This window comes from Desulfospira joergensenii DSM 10085, from assembly GCF_000420085.1.
Taxonomy (GTDB): domain Bacteria; phylum Desulfobacterota; class Desulfobacteria; order Desulfobacterales; family Desulfobacteraceae; genus Desulfospira; species Desulfospira joergensenii.
Genome location: NZ_ATUG01000001.1, coordinates 465,652 through 478,622, shown reverse-complemented (window position 1 = coordinate 478,622; position 12,971 = coordinate 465,652). Strand labels below are relative to the sequence as shown.

Below are 12,971 nucleotides of genomic sequence, written 5' to 3'. Positions count from 1 at the left end.
TATGGGTTGGGGGTTGCGGCTGAACCGGGTGACAGTTCTAATTTACAATCAGTTGACAGTGAAACAGATGAAATGGATCCCTGGCTGAAAGATATCCCTTCAATTCGGCATTGACTTTCCTGTCTCATTTTCATGCCGGGAATGATTATCATGGGGAGTTTTTTGCATATTGAGCATTTCCCGTACCTTTCTGGATAGATCCTGCTTTGAAAAAGGTTTGTTTATGAACTGAACACCACTATCCAAAACGCCATGGTGAGCAATCACATTTGCAGTATAGCCTGACATAAAAAGACATTTAAGATCAGGGAAACGGTCAGTGAGTGTTTTTGCAAGATCCCGCCCATTCATTTCCGGCATGACAACATCCGTTATGACCATATCAATTACGGAGCTGGATTCGCTTGCGATTTTGATGGCTTTGCCTGGTGTGGAAGCGGATAAAACTTTATATCCCCGGCGTTCCAGCATCATTCGAGTCAGCCTGAGGATAGAGGGTTCATCCTCCACTAGAAGAATGGTCTCCGTCCCGGAAAAAACATCTGTCTGCCTGGTGTTTTCTTTTCTGGGTAAATCAGTTTCATGATACTGAGGGAGATATATCTTGAATGTGGTTCCCTGTCCGGGTTCACTATATACATTTATGAATCCGTCGTTTTGTTTGACGATGCCAAAAACTGTCGCCAATCCCAACCCGCTGCCTTTGTCGGCGTTTTTCGTTGTAAAGAACGGTTCGAAAATATTCGCAAGGGTAGCTTTATCCATGCCGACTCCGTTATCGGTTACGGCTATCATGACGTAATCGCCAGGGACGAAGTCAATATGATCTCGGCAGTATTCTTCGTCAAAAGAGATATTGTCGGTTTCAATGGTGACTTTGCCGACGCTCTTGATAGCGTCACGGGCATTAACACAGAGATTGGCCAGGATTTGGTCCACTTGAGAGGGGTCTATTCTGATTGGTTTCAGATTGTCATCAGGCAGCCAGTTTAGATCAATATCTTCCCCAATCAGACGACCTAGCATTTTCAGCATTTCACTTATAACTTGGTTCAGGTTCAACACCTTGGGATTAATAATCTGCTTGCGGGCAAAGGCCAGTAGCTGCTTGGTGAGTTTGGCGGACCGTTCCGCAGCCTTGTAGATCTCCTCTAAATTTTCAAGGTGGAAATCGGTTGAACGCATGTCCTCCATGATAATTTCCGTATTTCCGAGGATGATGGTAAGCATGTTGTTGAAATCATGGGCCACCCCTCCGGCAAGCCTTCCCACAGATTCCATTTTTTGTGCCTGCAGCAATTGGGCTTTCAGTTTCTCCTGTTCCGCCTCTGTTTCCTTGCGTAGGGTGATGTCCTGAGTTACGCCTTTTAAGCCAACAATTGCACCACTTGCATCGTGTACGGATTCACCATGCACCCACATCCATCCATGACTTTTGTCCGTACGAACGGTTTCCAGCTCAAGCTCATAGGGAGCCCCTGTATTTATTGTGTTGTTTAAGGCGGCAGACAATCTGTCCCAACTTTCAGGTGTAAACAGCTTTCGGTGTTCGGTGAAAGGCGGTGGAGGAAGTGAGGGATCAAAACCGTACATCTTGTAAAGCTCATCCGACCAAATGACCTGATTGCTCTGAACATCCAGACGCCAGCTGCCCACATGGGCGATTCGCTGTGATTCTTTTAAATCTTCTTCACTGAACCGCAATGCCTCCTCATTTTTTCTTCTCTGCTCATTTAGTTCTATCTGTTCCAATTTCTGAAATGTCATTTCACTGATCATCTCGGTCATGTTCAGCAAAAAATTCATTGCAGTTTTAACACGCTCCTGAGAAATTACCGGTACTTTCTCAAGTGCTTTAATATAGGCTCTTTTATCGAATCCATATGTCTCGGCCTGTTTTTCAAAAAAAGATAGGTCCGGTTTTTCAAAGAAAAATTGGCCGGAAAAAAGATTGGCTACATGATCCCCTTCTATTATAATGGGTACCGCTACATCAACCAATCCATTCAGGCATTTATAAAAATGGTATTTTTCCCCCTGACTCATTTTATTGGCCAAGACCGTATCGCTAACGGTACATCTTTTGGCGGTTTCAGGATTCATACGGTGAAAATCAGTACAAATCTGTCTCCATCCCGATTTCGATAAGACATTCCCTTCAAGGTCTAAAATAGCTGTTACAAAGCCAGTAGTTTGGTTGAACCCTTCAAGCAGTGTATTCACTCTCTTAAAATCGATAAAATCTAAAATTTTCATCTTCATCTTTGAAAATTTCTCCTGGTCTGAAAAGAGAACCGCCTATTCTCCCTCAGAATACGGATTGTCCGTATTGATTTTTTTTCATGTTTCAGATTTGTCTACAACATCGGGGCAACTATGAAGAATGGATGTCGTCGCTTGTTTCTTGTATATGGATCAGAATCAGGATATACAAACCAATAAAAAAAAGCAATATTCTCATGGGATTTGAGTAAAACAGAATCCGGCAACGATGGGATCAAAGCCCGGATTTTTCGAAATTCAGGAAAGACTATTGCAATACAGGCCGGAATCGGTTTAGTTTTACCGGCAGGAACAGCCAGCCAATGGGGCCGGTTCCTTTGTTTTCAACCAGAGACCGGTAAATGTTAACCTGTATATTCCAATCATGCAAAAAATCATAACAACCCCCCAAAAAGACCCCCTGGGCGAGATGCTCAAGGATTATCTGGCCGGCAATACAGGAGCGGAAGTCCAGGTAAAATCCTCCTGCATCGACATGCCGCCCATGACCGGGGCGGTCATGTTCAGATCCTTTGATAAAATGAACCGGATCGAGCAGGGAGCTCTGGGACTCTGCCGGGGACATATCCTTGACCTGGGGGCCGGTTCCGGATGCCATGCTCTTTATCTCCAGGAACAGGGCATGGGGGTCACGGCCCTGGATATCTCACCCGGATGCATGGAGGTGATGAAAAAGAGGGGAGTCCGGAACCGGGTCCACGGCAGTATTCTGGACCTCCGCAATCCCGGATACGACACCCTTCTTATGCTCATGAACGGGATTGGGATCTGCGGAACCCTGGAGGGGCTCCATCTTTTTTTGGACCATGTGAAACCCTTACTGGCCCGGGGAGGACGGATTATTGCCGATTCCACGGATCTGTCCGTATTCATGGATGAAAATCGTCGGCCGGTTTCCGGCCCGGGGAGGGAAGACGCCTCCTACTTCGGCGAGGTCGATTTTTCCATGACATATAAAGAGATCAAAGGAGATTCCTTTGACTGGCTCTACGTGGATTATTATACCCTGGAATATGTATCCGCCTGCCACGGACTGTTGTGTGAAAGGATCATGGTGGATGAAGAAGGCAGGTACCTGGTCCGTATCAGAGCGGAAAGATCAAGGGGGTATTAAAAAAAGATTCATTTTTTCCCCCTGCCTGATATATAATGGATACAATTCATCCTGAACTTCAGAATCCCTTAAGGAGGCGCCATGTCGTTGAACAATATCCTTGGAGTAAAGGAAAAATTTGAAATCCAGACCTACGGGAAACCCGGAGATTTTGATGTAAGCCGACATATTCCCTTTACCGGCTCCCCGAAAAAACATCCCCATGAAAAAGATAAGGTGATCCTGATCGCAGATCCTTTTTCAGCCAACACCTTTTTCTATGAATTCAAGGCCAGGGATATCTCCTTTGCCGAAGAACTGCCCAGCATCGCCAATATGGAAGGGAAATCCGTTCCCATGGCCAGGATCTGGCTGAAAAAACAGAGCGTGGGAGTCCAGTGCACCCCCTTTGTGGTGGATGATGTCTGGTCAAGGTAGTGTTTGGACAGGAACTGGGTCAGGGAATAAAATGATCTGACCTTTTCCGCGAAAACAGGGAGGACAGGTATGGCCTTACCGAACCGAAAGGGATGGATGGCGATTATTTTCATGCTCATATGCCTGGCGATTCCGTTCGGGATTACCTACTACGTTTCCACACCGACCTACAAGACCCGGTACCAGGGCTGGATAAGGAACAATCGGGAAGCCGGAATCCCGTCCTTTTCCAAGGTGGCGGACAATCAGGTGGTTCTGGTCAAGGGTGACAAGGTAACAGTGGGCAAGACCTGTCTGGTATTCAGAGGTGTGCAGAACAGACAGGTCCAGCTTGACCTCTATCTGCTTGAACTGGATACCGCCCGCCCCTATCCCATGCATTTTCCTGCAAATTCAAAGAACAGCATCATCAAGCTGGGGGATATCTCCTATGTCCTTCAGTCTGTAAGGGGCAAGGTTCTGACCATGAAGATCAAAGAGATGCCGGGAACCTATTGACCCCGGGCCATTGAGCCTGCTTCGGGTTTTAGCCGGTTCAACCGGGTTCCATAAAAGTACATGAAACAGCCGGGCAGATATGTCTAATCCGAGTGCGGTGGATAATAGGAGATCAGATCCCGGATACGCTTTTCCAGATCTTTTGCCGTCTGAACGTCAGCCTTTTGTTTGGCCTTCATCGCTGCAACAATGACTTTGTGATGACGAACCAGCCTCTCTGTGTAATCCTTCTGATCCGGTTTTACCCTCTGGGTGAGAAAATAATCACTGATTTTTTCAATGATTTTCTGGGCGTGGGCCTCCTTGTTCATCACCCACCGGACCAGCTGGTTCTGGGACTGGGCATCGGTTTTTCCGGCCAGTTCCCCGATCAATCGGGCGGATTTTTCCACGGTTGCCGCATCTTCAAGCATGGATTGAACCCGGGCATGATCATCATAGATCCCGCAGGGGATCTGGCAATGGGCGAACAGGGGCTGGGGCAGGATAAAAATTACAGCCGCAGACAATAGGGCGCCTGCCACTAGGGGGGTCAGATAATTTTTCATGGGAATCTCCTTTGGTTTTTCGGCGGGGGCGTGGGCTGAAATTCCAAAATTCCCTGTTTCTTATATAGAGGTATTTCGGGATGGCAGGGCGGTTCGCGTGGAAGAAGAATCTGCAGGAAACAATGGATGGATCACCCGGCATGGCCCTGCCGTTTCAGTGGTTCAAACCTACGGCCCTTTGCCTGGTTTCTATTAAAGAGAATAACATCGAATCCGGGGAAAGCAATGCCCGGGATTATTTTTGACTGGCAGCCAGCCCGATACCGGCTCCGATAAAACTAGTCCCGATGATGTTTTTTATGATTTTACCGGTGGCCGCAGTGGAGAAAATGGAGACGATCTTCTGGCCGCCGGCAGCGTAGAGCATGAAGCAGGAAAATGCGATAAGGGCGGTAATCCCCAAGAGGATGCAGGACTGGGAAACAAAGGCCAGTTCCGGTTGAATAAACTGGGGATAGACCGCCGTAAAAAACAGGATGGCCTTTGGGTTCCCCGCCGTTACAAAGGCAGCCTGGAAAAACATCTTGGTCAGGGGTTTCTTTCCTGCGTCTCTTTTGGCCCGATTAGGGGTCAGTACAAGGTCTGATGAACATAAAATACTTATCCCCAGATAGATCAGGTAGGCGGCTCCTATCCATCGTACCGCCTGGAAGATGATCTCCGAGGCGATAAAAATGGTGCCCAGCCCGGCTATGGAGACGGAGGCCTGCAATAAGGTAACCGCGACATTCCCCATGGCCGATGCAGCGGTTCTCCGGGCACCGTACTGCATGCCGTGGGTCAGGGCCAGCAGCATGCTGGGGCCGGGAATGATGGAGGCAATAAATACGGTCATTGAAAACAGGAAGATGAAATGCCAGGACATAATTTGATCCTTATCTTTTCCGGGATAATTCCCAAAACAATCCCCAAAGGACTTCCCCCAAAGAATTCTCCCAAAAAATTCTATTGTAAGCAAGGCTCCGGGAAAAGTGGTCAGTAAAGCGTTTAGAAAGCCATATCAGAAGGAGGCGGTTTTGACAATATTGTTCTGGTCTGAGGCTTTCCTTTACCCTTGTATAAAAAATTTGGGAAAAATGAGACCTTTTTGGTGTTTGCACCCCTGGGGTTTAATTTGATCTTGATTTCTGGTAAGGGAAAATATGCTTGATGCGGTGATCATAGGAGCCGGCCCGGCCGGTGCCGGTGCCGCCTTTGACCTTGCAGCAGGGGGAAGGCGGGTGCTGCTGGTGGACAGGAAAAAATTCCCCCGGGAAAAGGCCTGTGCCGGCGGCATCACCCCCAGGGCTTTTTCTCTTTTCCGGTTTGACCTTACAGGGTTTGTTCTGCGTAAATGCCGGACCTTGAAAATCAGGCCGCCCCGGGGCAGGAGTTTCCGGTTAAAAAGTCCTGCTCCTCTCTGTTACATGACAAGACGGCGGGACCTGGATCTCCTGGCATTGAACAAAGCCGTTGAAAAAGGGGCCATCTTCCGGGGGGTGAAGAAAATCCAGTCCATTAAACGCTTTCCAAACCATGTGGAGGTCCTTGCGGACGGCCGCCGGATCCGGGCTTTATACCTCATCGGTGCGGACGGGGCCAACTCCCTTGTCCGGCGGATCTGCGGATTTGATTTCAGGATCATGAAAAACCCCGCCCTTGAGGCGGAAATTCCCGTGGACCGGCCAAAAGATCATGAAATGGAATTTGACTTTTCCATGCCGGGAAAAGGCTATTACTGGGTATTTCCCAGGGATGACCACCTGAACATCGGGATTTATTCCGCTCTTCCGGGAAAAGGGGTAAAATTACAGCTCCTTTCCGACTATGCCTCCATCCGGTTTCCAGAGGCAAAGATCAATTCCTTTAAGGGATATCCCATCGGGACAGGAGGGTATTGCCGGCGCCCGGGGCAGGGCAGGGTTCTTCTTGCCGGAGATGCGGCCGGGCTGGCCGAACCCTGTTTTGGCGAGGGGATCTACTTTGCCCTTAAAAGCGGGCAGGCCGCTGCCCGGGCCATACTGGACTGCGGACCGATCAAAACTCCCGGGACTTTGTACAATCAATACATGAAAATTATCAGAAGGGATCTGATGCTTTACAGCCTGGGAAAAATCTTTCTTTACCGGTTCCCCTCCGTCTTTTTCAAATTCTTGTCATTTCCCTTGATTCAACAACGATTTGCAAGGGGATATGCAAGGGGGGACTCCCTGATGAAGATCCTGACTCATCCCTAGTCTGTCTTTGGAACCTTTCCTGCCCTGATTATAAAGAAGGTGTAAAGGAACCGGTTTTTATCCTTCCATGGATGGAAACCCATGGAAATGGCCCATGAAACCGTGAAATCGCCGGCAGATCAATGTAGAATATCCCCTCCATCGTCTTTTAGTCACAAATTCGTAATAAAAATGGCCGGATTTTTTGCCCGGTCTGAGAAATTACAATTTTGGTATAAAATTTATTACAATAAAGTCATTTCATGGCCGCGGAGCTGAAAATTGCATGCATGAATATTTCTTTTATTTTCAAATAGTTATATAAAATATTCATCAAATTTTCATCCTGGCACCTGTTTTGCTCTTACCTAAAACAAGTTGATCGCAATCCATCTGGAAAAGAGGATTTATTAAAAACAGGAGGGAAGATGAAAAAAATTCTGGCAATTATCAAACCGTTTAAGGTGGAAGAGGTCAAAGACGCCTTAACAAAAATTAACGTCAACGGCATGACCATATCCGAGGTCAAGGGGTTTGGCCGTCAAAAGGGGCATAAGGAAGTATACCGGGGTGCTGAGTATCAAACCGATTTCGTACCAAAGGTGGAGATCTCCATCGCACTGGATGATGATATGGTGGATGAGGTTGTGAAGACCATTGTGGAGACGGCAAAGACAGGTAAAATCGGAGACGGGAAGATCTTTATCCAGCCCATTGAGGAAGTCGTCCGCATCAGAACATCAGAAACAGGCTCGGCAGCCCTGTAAAATTTAAAAAGGAGATAAATAAAATGAAATTCTTTTGTATGTTGATATTCACATTAATCTGTTCGATTTCTGCGGCCTGGGCCGGAGATGATACCCCTACGGCTTTGACCAACAAAGAGGCCATTGACCTGGTTCAGTCCCATGCTGACTACGTATGGACCCTTGTTGCAGCAGCTCTTGTCTTTTTCATGCAGGCCGGTTTTGCCATGGTGGAAGCCGGTTTTACCCGGGCCAAAAATGCCGTCAATATCATGATGAAAAACCTCATGGATTTTTCCATGGGCTCCATAGCCTTCTGGGCCATCGGGTTCGGGATCATGTTCGGGACATCCAAAACCGGATTTTTCGGTACCAGCGGGTTTTTTCTAAGTGATTTCCAGATCGGCGGAGATCCCTGGGTTCTTGCATTCTGGATGTTCCAGGTGGTTTTTGCAGCCACGGCAGCCACCATCGTTTCCGGTGCCATGGCCGAAAGAACCAAATTCACTGCCTACCTGGTCTATACGGTTTTTGTTACCGCCGTCATCTATCCGGTCTTCGGGTCCTGGGCCTGGGGAAGTCTGTTCAACGGGTCCGGCTGGCTGGAAGGTCTGGGATTCATCGACTTTGCCGGCTCCACCGTGGTTCACTCCGTGGGCGGATGGGCAGCCCTGGCCGGTGCCATGGTCCTGGGACCCCGGCTGGGCAAATATGACGCAAACGGCAATGTAAGACCCATCCTCGGCCATAATATCCCCCTGGCCTCCCTGGGCGTGTTCATCCTCTGGCTGGGATGGTTCGGGTTCAACCCGGGGTCCACCACGGCAGCATCCAAGGATATTGCCATGATTTTCGTAAATACCAACCTGGCTGCCGCAGCCGGCTGCGTGGCTGCCATGGTCGTATCCTGGATCAAGTTTGGTAAACCTGAGGTCGGCATGAGCCTCAACGGCGCCCTGGCAGGGCTTGTGGGCATCACCGCCGGCTGTGCCAACGTAACTCCGGGCAGTGCGGTTGTCATCGGGCTGATTGCCGGTATCATCGTGGTATTTTCCGTTCTTTTCTTTGACAAGATCAAAATTGATGACCCTGTCGGTGCCATTTCCGTACACGGGGTCTGCGGTGCCTGGGGAACCCTGGGGGCCGGTATCTTCAACATTGAAGGCATGACCATGAAGATCCTCAGCGTTCAGGTTGTGGGAATCGCTGCCTGTTTCATCTGGACCTTTACCGCAGCCTATGCCCTGTTCAAGATCGTCGACATGGTCATGGGACTCCGGGTATCCATGGAAGAGGAACTGGAAGGCCTGGATTCCACAGAGCACGGCGGTACGGCCTATCCTGACTTTACAACCATTAATCACGGCAGTATGGGCTCTCTCTCCGGGCCCGGAACCGGCAAGCTCTCCGAATCTCCTGCCGGTTTTACTGCCAAAGACCTGGCCGGAGAAGCATAAGCGTTACATCAGTACCGGCCTTGTAAAAAACCTGCCGCCTCTAACTCCATAGAGGTGGCAGGTTTTTGTTTTTTGTGGTAGTAATCGGACCAAATACCCTTAAGTTTCCAGATCGATTTACCCATAAAGGGAGGGGTAAAAATCCTTTGGTCAACATGCTGATACGTTCTGAAAATCCGAGTCTCATTTCCTTCATGGGTCCCATGATCGATGCCTGCCTTCAAGGCATATCTTTTCCGGGATAAGCTAATGAACCGGGAAAAATACGCCAAATTCATAAAGGTGCTTTTTTTTTCAGGGGGGCTGGTTTTCATCCTGGTCCTGGCTGCCGGGGTTGATACCCTGGATTACAACTGGCAGTGGTACCGGATTCGGCCTTATTTCTTCTCATTTGAAAACGGGGAGTTTGTCCGGGGCCTTCTCCTGGACGGTCTGGTTATCACCCTGAAGATCTCCGTCCTGGGGCTGGGGCTTTCCATGATCCTGGGGCTCTCTTCGGCCCTGGCCCGGCTGTCGAATTTCCCTGTTTTCCGGGCCCTGGCCTGGGCCTATGTGGAAATCATCCGGAACACCCCTTTGCTGGTCCAGATCTTTGTGATCTATTTTGTGATCTCCCCGGTATTGGAAATCCCGGCCTTTGCCTCGGCCGTGATCGCCCTGGGGATCTTTGAAGGGGCCTATGCTTCGGAGATCATCCGGTCGGGCATCATCAATATTCCCAAGGGCCAGTTTGAAGCGGCCCAGTCCATCGGACTCTCCCCGAGAATCACCTATACCAAGATCATCATCCCCCAGATGCTCTACCAGACCCTTCCCATGCTGGCCGGCCAGAGTGTATCCCTGATTAAGGATTCAGCCCTGGTCTCCACCATATCTATCTATGACCTGACCATGCAGGGGCAGAAAATCGTGTCTGAAACATTTTTGACTTTTGAAATCTGGTTTGCTGTGGCATTATGCTATCTGGCCATTAACGCAGGCCTCTCTTTTGTAATCCGACGGCTTGAAAATAAAATGAAATTTGTCCATTAACCCCATGCAATTTTTTTAAAAAGGAGAAACCCATGAAAAAACTTCTCTGCTGGATGGCAGCCCTGATCATGCTGGCCGCCTCAACCGCATATTCTGCAGATTCCAAGGAAAGCGTCATTGAAACCATTCAAAAAAGGGGATCCATCCGGATCGGCATGTCCACCTTTGTGCCCTGGGCCATGAAAGACAAGACCGGCAAGCTCATCGGATTTGAAATCGATGTGGCCAGAAAACTGGCCCAGGACATGGGCGTTACGCCTGAGTTCATCCCCACGGCCTGGTCCGGGATCATCCCGGCCCTGCTCACGGGAAAATTTGATGTGATCATCGGAGGCATGGGCATCACCCCGGAGCGGAATCTCAAGGTCAACTTCACCATCCCCTATGAGTACTCGGGCATGTCCATGGTGGCCCATAAAACCAAAGCCAAGGGATTTTCAAGCCTGAAAGACTTCAATAAAAAAGATGTGACCATTGCCGTGCGCATGGGCACCACGGCCGAGCAGGCCGCAAAGAAGTTCATGCCGAATGCAAAGCTCAAACGCTTTGAAAACGAGAGCCAGGCACTCCAGGAACTGAACCTGGGACGGGTCCATGCCGTTGTCTCCTCCGCCCCCATGCCCGTGTTCCATGCCCTGAAATACCCGGATAAACTATTCGTTCCCCTGGAGGACAACTTTACCCGGGAGCCCATTGGATTTGCCTTGAGAAAAGGGGATCACGATGCATTGAACTTTTTCAACAACTGGATCCTCAACATGCATGAACAGGGATTTCTAAAGGAGAAAAAAGAATACTGGTTCGAATCCAAAAAATGGGAAGATCTTGTTAAGTAAACCCTCCAATAGGATTACCCCCCTGGATATGGCAGCCGTCCTGGTTCTGGCGGCTGCCGTATCTTTTTTCTTTTTCCGCATGGAACGCCTCCTGGACTATCAATGGGAATGGGAGATCATTCCCGGATACTTCATGTTCCGGGATGCCGCCACCGGCGAGTTCAGGACCAACATCCTTTTACAGGGGTTCCTCACCACCATCAAGCTCAGCGTCTGGGCCGTGGTCCTGGGCTTTATTCTGGGGACTCTTTCCGGGGTCATGGGAACCTCGGCTTCCTTTTTCAGGCGCACGGCAAGCCGGATCTACGTGGAGACCATCCGGAATATTCCCTCCCTGGTGCTGGTCATCATCTTTTACTATTTCGTGTCCAGCCAGTTCCTGGACCTGCTCCATCTGGATCAATGGCTGCGGGACCGGTCTGAAGGGTTTCAAAAGGTTTTCAGCTTTTTCCTGGCCGATGCCGGGGGGATAAACGCCTTTTTGTCCGCCGTCATCGCCCTGGCTGTTTACGAGGGGGCCTATATCTCCGAGATCGTCAGGGGGGGAATCAACGGTATTCCCTCGGGCCAGTGGGAAGCCGCCTGGTCCATGGGGCTGTCCGGCTTCAAGACCTTCCGGCTCATCGTCCTGCCCCAGGCCCTGCGCCGGGTGGCCTCTCCCCTGGCCGGTCAGTTCATATCCACCATCAAGGATTCAGCCATTGTCTCCGTGATCTCCATCCAGGAACTGACCTTCCAGGGCATGGAACTCATGGCCGCCACATTTTTAACCTTTGAGATCTGGATCACCATCACGGTGCTCTATTTTATCCTCTGCTTTACCCTGTCCGGGACCGTCTCCCTTCTTGAGAAGAGACTGGCGGTCAAGCAGTAGAAAAGGGCTTTATGCTGGATATTTTCACACAACGGGCCCTCAAGGTCATCAAGGCCATCCCCGAGGGCCGGGTCCTGACCTACGGCCGGACCGCCGGCCTGGCCGGCAAACCCGGGGGAGCCCGCCAGGTCTCAAGGCTTTTGCACTCCATGTCCCGGAAACACGATCTGCCCTGGCACAGGGTCATCAATTCCCAGGGCAGGATCTCCCTGAAACCCTCCCACGGATATGAGCTTCAAAAGGCCTTGCTGGAAGATGAGGGGGTGGAGTTCTCCCTTTCCGGGAGGGTGGATCTTTCGGTTTATCTTTGGGAGCCCGGACCTTTCTGGGACATCGACGTTATCGGGGAAAGCGGGAGCAGCTAGATCAGCCAGAGCAGTGTTTCAGGAATTGGATTTATCCTGAAAAGCCCGGGTCAACTGCTTCATCCTGATCCCGTCCTTTTTCCAGATCCGGCAGGAATCCACCAGAAAGTTTTTTCCCTGGAGTTCTTCCATGGAGGAGGGCAGGGCGATCTCTTTTTTCCTCTTTTGGGTGAGCCAGCCGTGGACGATCTCCTGGGCCATGACCGTTGTCAGTCCGCAAAGATGGGTGCAGCCCTTGGTATTTCCCATGATCTCCCGGACCCGGTTTGAAAATCCCGATTTGACTTCAAGTCCTTTCAGCTCTTCCACCCGGTCCAGGCAGGAACGGCATTCCTCCATGGGCACGGTGATCATTTCTGCTTCAGCATCGACGATCCTCAAGGGAGCCGGGGCAACGGCCAGGGTCAGGGTGATGTGGTGGATGACGCCCGGGCCCTTTGGCCGGCCCAGAATATCGAATATGGGGACATGCCGCCGGTCTTTCAGCTCTCCATGGACCAGGATCATATCGTCTTCATGGGGATAGGTGGACAGGCTGAGCTGCCGGGTATGGATCTGCTCTTTATTCTGGATCAGTTCTTTTAACATGCTTTTTCCCTGAAAAAT

General features: G+C 50.0%; 15 protein-coding genes. 11 read left to right on the top strand and 4 right to left on the bottom strand.

Annotation, left to right across the window (positions count from 1 at the left end):
• Positions 1-99: 99 nt before the first annotated feature.
• The gene (locus F608_RS34325; RefSeq protein ID WP_022664004.1) at positions 100-2,262 is read right to left on the bottom strand and encodes a PocR ligand-binding domain-containing protein; all 2,163 of its coding nucleotides are present in this window, start codon (positions 2,260-2,262) and stop codon (positions 100-102) included.
• A 385-nt stretch (positions 2,263-2,647) separates the two neighbouring features.
• Between F608_RS34325 and F608_RS0102330 the strand changes: the two genes are divergently transcribed.
• The 3 genes from F608_RS0102330 to F608_RS0102320 all read left to right on the top strand — a co-directional run bounded on the left by F608_RS0102330 (position 2,648) and on the right by F608_RS0102320 (position 4,312).
• The gene (locus tag F608_RS0102330; RefSeq protein ID WP_022664003.1) at positions 2,648-3,397 is read left to right on the top strand and encodes a class I SAM-dependent methyltransferase; all 750 of its coding nucleotides are present in this window, start codon (positions 2,648-2,650) and stop codon (positions 3,395-3,397) included.
• A gap of 81 nt (positions 3,398-3,478) precedes the next feature.
• The gene (locus tag F608_RS0102325; RefSeq protein ID WP_022664002.1) at positions 3,479-3,814 is read left to right on the top strand and encodes a hypothetical protein; all 336 of its coding nucleotides are present in this window, start codon (positions 3,479-3,481) and stop codon (positions 3,812-3,814) included.
• Between the two features lie 69 nt (positions 3,815-3,883).
• The gene (locus tag F608_RS0102320) at positions 3,884-4,312 is read left to right on the top strand and encodes a hypothetical protein (RefSeq protein ID WP_022664001.1); all 429 of its coding nucleotides are present in this window, start codon (positions 3,884-3,886) and stop codon (positions 4,310-4,312) included.
• A gap of 83 nt (positions 4,313-4,395) precedes the next feature.
• On the opposite strand, the gene F608_RS0102315 is transcribed toward F608_RS0102320, so the two are convergent.
• Complete coding sequence (locus F608_RS0102315; protein ID WP_022664000.1) at positions 4,396-4,860, bottom strand: superoxide dismutase, Ni; 465 nt, start codon at positions 4,858-4,860, stop codon at positions 4,396-4,398.
• 122 nt (positions 4,861-4,982) lie between these two features.
• On the opposite strand from F608_RS0102315, the gene F608_RS37080 reads away from it, so the two are divergent.
• Positions 4,983-5,105: a hypothetical protein gene (locus tag F608_RS37080; RefSeq protein ID WP_022663999.1), complete on the top strand. Its 123-nt coding sequence runs from the start codon at positions 4,983-4,985 to the stop codon at positions 5,103-5,105.
• Here F608_RS37080 and F608_RS0102305 read toward each other — a convergent pair.
• The gene (locus F608_RS0102305; RefSeq protein ID WP_022663998.1) at positions 5,096-5,725 is read right to left on the bottom strand and encodes a LysE family translocator; all 630 of its coding nucleotides are present in this window, start codon (positions 5,723-5,725) and stop codon (positions 5,096-5,098) included. The genes F608_RS37080 and F608_RS0102305 overlap by 10 nt on opposite strands.
• Positions 5,726-6,002: 277 nt before the next feature.
• On the opposite strand from F608_RS0102305, the gene F608_RS0102300 reads away from it, so the two are divergent.
• From F608_RS0102300 to F608_RS30420, 7 genes are all read left to right on the top strand, one after another.
• Positions 6,003-7,076, top strand: coding sequence for a geranylgeranyl reductase family protein (locus F608_RS0102300; RefSeq protein WP_022663997.1), 1,074 nt, complete (start codon positions 6,003-6,005; stop codon positions 7,074-7,076).
• A gap of 407 nt (positions 7,077-7,483) precedes the next feature.
• The gene (locus F608_RS0102295) at positions 7,484-7,822 is read left to right on the top strand and encodes a P-II family nitrogen regulator (protein WP_022663996.1); all 339 of its coding nucleotides are present in this window, start codon (positions 7,484-7,486) and stop codon (positions 7,820-7,822) included.
• Positions 7,823-7,845: 23 nt separating this feature from the next.
• Positions 7,846-9,258 carry an ammonium transporter gene (locus F608_RS30425; protein ID WP_022663995.1) on the top strand — a complete coding sequence of 471 codons (1,413 nt, stop codon included), beginning with the start codon at positions 7,846-7,848 and terminating at the stop codon, positions 9,256-9,258.
• A 249-nt stretch (positions 9,259-9,507) separates the two neighbouring features.
• A complete protein-coding gene (locus F608_RS0102280) occupies positions 9,508-10,290 on the top strand; it encodes an amino acid ABC transporter permease (RefSeq protein ID WP_027362387.1) in 783 nt (260 codons plus the stop codon).
• 32 nt (positions 10,291-10,322) lie between these two features.
• Complete coding sequence (locus F608_RS0102275; RefSeq protein ID WP_022663991.1) at positions 10,323-11,126, top strand: transporter substrate-binding domain-containing protein; 804 nt, start codon at positions 10,323-10,325, stop codon at positions 11,124-11,126.
• Positions 11,116-12,000, top strand: coding sequence for an amino acid ABC transporter permease (locus F608_RS0102270; protein WP_022663990.1), 885 nt, complete (start codon positions 11,116-11,118; stop codon positions 11,998-12,000). Before F608_RS0102275 ends, F608_RS0102270 begins: the two co-directional genes overlap by 11 nt.
• Positions 12,001-12,011: 11 nt before the next feature.
• The gene (locus F608_RS30420) at positions 12,012-12,365 is read left to right on the top strand and encodes an MGMT family protein (RefSeq protein WP_022663989.1); all 354 of its coding nucleotides are present in this window, start codon (positions 12,012-12,014) and stop codon (positions 12,363-12,365) included.
• A gap of 18 nt (positions 12,366-12,383) precedes the next feature.
• On the opposite strand, the gene F608_RS0102260 is transcribed toward F608_RS30420, so the two are convergent.
• Positions 12,384-12,953, bottom strand: a complete 570-nt coding sequence (locus F608_RS0102260) for a DUF2889 domain-containing protein (protein ID WP_022663988.1) — start codon at positions 12,951-12,953, stop codon at positions 12,384-12,386.
• Positions 12,954-12,971: the final 18 nt, after the last annotated feature.